The following is a 4,541-nucleotide window of genomic DNA, read 5'->3' on the forward strand; positions in this document are numbered from 1 at the left end:
TCCGCTGGCCGTTCGACGACGAGCCCGCCAGCCATGAGTCGTATGCCGTGCTCCGCGACGACGGCAGCCGCATTCGTGGCGCGGCCGATGCGGAAGGCAAGACGTCGCTGCAGAAGAGCCTCTTCGCCGAGAGCGTCGACCTGCTTTGCCCATTGAAATCCTGAGGACCCCATCTTGGCAGCAAGAGAACGCATCATTCCACCCGAAATCCAGGCGGACGGCTCGGTCCGTTACCGCTCCGTCATGACCCCGCCGGACGACAGCGTTGCGGTCTGCTATCTGGTGTCACGCCGGATGATTCCGGTGGTGTTCGTGCCGGGGGTGATGGGGTCGAATCTGCTTGGATTACGACCCAGACGGCGGTTCAACGGCGAGATTGAACTGACGAAGGAGCCTGTATGGCTGCTCGACAGCATGGCCGACGCGGCGACCTGGATTCCCGTAGGCGCCGAGTTCCGCAAGATCATGCTGGACCCRCTRACGACTTCCGTCTATGGCGGCGGAAAGCTCCCKACCGGGACGTCGCTGACGGAAGACGAGATGAGGCGCCGTGGTTGGGGAGAGATCGCCCACATCAGCTACGGCGGGTTTCTGGCCTGGCTGGAGAACGCCCTCAACGACACCCACGACTTCCTGACGGGCGTGCGCTCGCAACTGATGGAGCCCAACACCGTGCAACGCGTGGGCGTACAGCCGCTGACGCGTGCGGAGGTGGCGCTGTCCTACAAATACCGATACCCGGTGCATGCCGTGGGCTACAACTGGCTGCAGTCGAACCGCGCATCGGCGGAGCACCTRAAGGCGCGCGTCGAGGCATTCATGGCCTATTACCGGAAGCAGGGATTCATGTGCGACCGGGTGATTCTCGTCACGCATTCCATGGGCGGGCTGGTGTCACGCTGCTACACCGAAGTGCTGGGCGGGCGCGACCGGGTGCTGGGCGTYGTGCATGGCGTCATGCCCGCCACCGGCGCGCCGGCCGCCTACAAGCGCGTCAAGGCGGGAACGGAAAAACCGGCTGGCTGGGCACTGGGCTGCGATGCGGAGGAAATGACTGCGGTCTTCGCACAGTCACCGGGCCCGCTGCAACTGCTGCCAACGCCGGAGTACGGCATGCGGTGGCTGAAGTTTCGGGATGGGGACCGTGTGGTGACGTTGCCTAATTCGGATCCATACGAAGAGATCTATATCAAGCGAGGACGATGGTGGAGCCTATGCGATGACAAGCTGATCAATCCTGCGGATAAGAAGAAGGAGACCCTCGAGCGCGACTGGAAGACATATGAATCGATGGTCAAGGATGACGTCAGGCCGTTTCATCAGGCAATCTCCGGTCGATACCATCCGAACTCGTACGCCTTCTTTGGTGATGATGCCAATCACAAGAGCTGGGGCGAGGTGACATGGCAGCGACGCCATCAGGCAGGCCTCGGGCCCGCAAGAGGCTTGCCGGTCGATGACCCGCTGGAGGGCAAGGTAGTGGCGAACAAGGGCACCGGGGAGATCGCCGTCCACACCCGGCGCGGTGAAAACACCGTTCGTRCGGTCTTCCAGATCCAACCCGCAGCAGAAAGCGGTGACGGTACGGTCCCGCTCCGCTCGGGTGCCGCGCCAAAAGGAAAGACAAAGGTCTGTCTTGCCTATCGTGGCATCGACCACGAAGGCGCCTTCAAGGCGCTACCCATCCAACTCTTTACGCTTTGGTCGATCGTGAAGATCACCGATGCCGTCAAGCTCACCTCGATGGCCTACGGCAAATGAAGCTGACCCGCAGACTCCTTACCGCCGGCCTGTGCCTGACGCTTGCCGGCTGTGATTTCCCTCCGAAAATGACCGCACAAGAACAACAAGCCATCCAGGCACTGACAACCCAGCTCGTCCCGCAATGCGTGGGGCGTTACCTCATCGATATGCCTGCGCAAGTCGAATTGGGCGGCATGGTGAAGATGCAAGGTGCCATCGTCGAGACCATGGCCATGTCGCTGGAAGAGTTCCGGAAAGCGATGGCGGCTCGGGAGGCCGAACTCACCAAGACGCGAAGCATTGATGCGCATCCCTTCCTGTACGTGAACGCGCCGGCGTGGGATGAGCATTCACGCTACTTCCTGCATCGTGGCTCGATCGGCAACGATCCGGGACATCGAATACTGGAAGGCTACCGGTGGGAGAACGGTGTGTTGATCAGGATCGAGCTTCAATCCTCGGACTTCACAAAGCCCGATCAGACCAAGGATCCGCTCGTGCGGAAAATGGAGACCAAGAACGACGTGCCTCGCGCCGCCACGCAGGTGTTCGAAATGCTCACCAGCTTCCGCGGCCGGCCGGATGGCGCGATTCCCACGGAGCCCGGCCTCTGCGTTCCCGGCGGGATTCTCCTGGGCAAGTCGAAGGATGACGAGCAGGTCGACGTCGATTTCAATTTGCCGGCCTATCCCGACGTCTACTTCAACGTATTCACCCATTCCAGCCTTCAGGAGAAGACCTCCTTGCTGTGGCGGGGCGGCCCGATTGCCGCTGCGCAACGCGTGCTCGATGACGGGAAGACGTTACGCAGGGGCACGGTGGATCTGCCCGGTGGCCGGGGCGAGGAGATGGTTATTGCGGGGCCGATGATCGTGACGAACGTGCAGGGGCAGGCGTTCCGGTTGGAGAGCAACGCCACGACTGGCAGCCCGGAGACACCGTTCGTCGCCGTCAAGCTGAGCAACGGCGGCCCCACGGGCCTGGAAGAACCGTTGAAGAAGGCCTCGCTGACGGAGGCGCAGGCGCTGGCCCTATGGGACGCCGTGTCCCGGACCCTGCGGCCCAGGCCGGGTGCTCTCTGAAAAGCTGGCGATTGCCAACCTGATGCTATGGAAGTCACGCAACGCATTATCCCGCCCGAGATTCAGGAAGACGGCTCCGTGCGGTGCCTACAAGGCGCTACCCATCTAACTCTTTACGCTTTGGTCGATCGTGAAGATCACCGATGCCGTCAAGCTCACCTCGATGGCCTACGGCAAATGAAGCTAACCCGCAGACTCTTTACCGCCGGCCTKTGCCTGACGCTTGCMGGCTGYGATTTCYCTCCGAAAATGACCGAGCAAGAACAACAAGCCATCCAGGCACTGACTACCCGGCTCGTCCCGCAATGCGTGGGGCGCTATCTCATCGATATGCCTGCGCAAGTCGAATTGGGCGGCATGGTGAAGATGCAAGGTGCCATCGTTGAGACCATGGCCATGTCGTTGGAGGAGTTCCGGAAAGCGATGGCGGCTCGGGAGGCCGAACTCACCAAGACGCGAAGCATCGATGCGCATCCCTTCCTGTACGTGAACGCGCCGGCGTGGGATGAACATTCACGCTACTTCCTACATCGTGGCTCGATCGGGGACGATCCGGGAAACCGGGTGCTGGAAGGGTATCGCTGGGAGAACGGTGTCTTCATCAGTATCCAACTTCGATCCTCGGACTACACAAAGCCAGATCAGACCAAGGATCCGCTTGTACGGCAGATGGCGGTCAAGAACGACGTGCCTCGCGCCGCCACACAGGTGTTCGAAATGCTCACCAGCTTCCGCGGCCGGCCAGACGGCGCCATTCCCACGGAGCCCGGCCTCTGCGTTCCCGGCGGGATTCTCCTGGGCAAGTCGAAGGATGACGAGCAGGTCGACGTCGATTTCAATTTGCCGGCATATCCCGACGTCTACTTCAACGTATTCACCCATTCCAGCCTTCAGGAGAAGACCTCCTTGCTGTGGCGGGGCGGCCCGATTGCCGCTGCGCAACGCGTGCTCGATGACGGGAAGACGTTACGCAGGGGCACGGTGGAGCTGCCGGGTGGCCGGGGCGAGGAGATGGTTGTTGCGGGGCCGATGATCGTGACGAACGTCCAGGGGCAGGCGTTCCGGCTGGAGAGCAACGCCACGACCGGCAGCCCGGAGACACCGTTCGTCGCCGTCAAGCTGAGCAACGGCGGCCCCACGGGTCTGGAAGAGCCGTTGAAGAAGGCCTCGCTGACGGAGGCGCAGGCGCTGGCCCTATGGGACGCCGTGTCCCGCACCCTGCGGCCYAGGCCGGGTGCTCTCTGAGAAGCCGGCGATGGTCAACGTCAAACAACAACGGTGATGTCATGGAAGTCACGCAACGCATTATCCCGCCCGAGATTCAGGAAGACGGCTCCGTGCGGTATCGATCCGTCATGTCGAAGGGAAAGACCGAGGCGATTTGTTATCTGGTGTCGCGGCGGGTCATACCGGTGGTGTTCGTGCCGGGGGTGATGGGGTCGAATTTGGCTGATAAGGATGAGCAAGAGAACCCCGTTTGGCTTCTGGATAGCGTTAGTACCGTGTTCCATTGGATGAATCGAAATGCGGCCGAGCGGAAGGCGGCATTGAATCCGGAGGACACAGTTGTGTACGGCGGCGGCAAGCTCCCGTCCGAGACCCCCCTGTCGACAGCGGAAATGCGGCGGCGAGGCTGGGGCGAAGTGGCATTTATGAGCTATGGGGAGTTCCTCGCGTGGCTTGAAGGGGCGCTCAACGATACGCATCAATGGCAGA

General features: G+C 61.6%; 3 protein-coding genes and 1 pseudogene. All 4 read left to right on the forward strand.

The features are described 5' to 3' along the window. Window positions 1-174: 174 nt before the first annotated feature. The gene (locus AB4Z27_RS28455; RefSeq protein ID WP_441645904.1) at window positions 175-1,761 is read left to right on the forward strand and encodes a lipase/acyltransferase domain-containing protein; all 1,587 of its coding nucleotides are present in this window, start codon (window positions 175-177) and stop codon (window positions 1,759-1,761) included. Continuing rightward, window positions 1,758-2,825, forward strand: a complete 1,068-nt coding sequence (locus tag AB4Z27_RS28460) for a T6SS immunity protein Tli4 family protein (RefSeq protein ID WP_441645905.1) — start codon at window positions 1,758-1,760, stop codon at window positions 2,823-2,825. Before AB4Z27_RS28455 ends, AB4Z27_RS28460 begins: the two co-directional genes overlap by 4 nt. 249 nt (window positions 2,826-3,074) lie before the next feature. Beyond that, on the forward strand, window positions 3,075-4,070 hold the full coding sequence (locus AB4Z27_RS28465) for a T6SS immunity protein Tli4 family protein (RefSeq protein ID WP_441645906.1): 996 nt from the start codon (window positions 3,075-3,077) through the stop codon (window positions 4,068-4,070). Between the two features lie 41 nt (window positions 4,071-4,111). Then, a pseudogene (locus AB4Z27_RS28470) lies at window positions 4,112-4,541 on the forward strand (hypothetical protein); the annotation flags it as partial.

The sequence above is a fragment of the Cupriavidus sp. KB_39 genome (genome assembly GCF_052114485.1).
Lineage (GTDB): Bacteria > Pseudomonadota > Gammaproteobacteria > Burkholderiales > Burkholderiaceae > Cupriavidus.

Excerpts from the sequence above, each read along its gene's own strand:
- AB4Z27_RS28460 (WP_441645905.1), top strand. The coding sequence starts at position 1,758 with ATGAAGCTGACCCGCAGACTCCTTACCGCCGGCCTGTGCCTGACGCTT.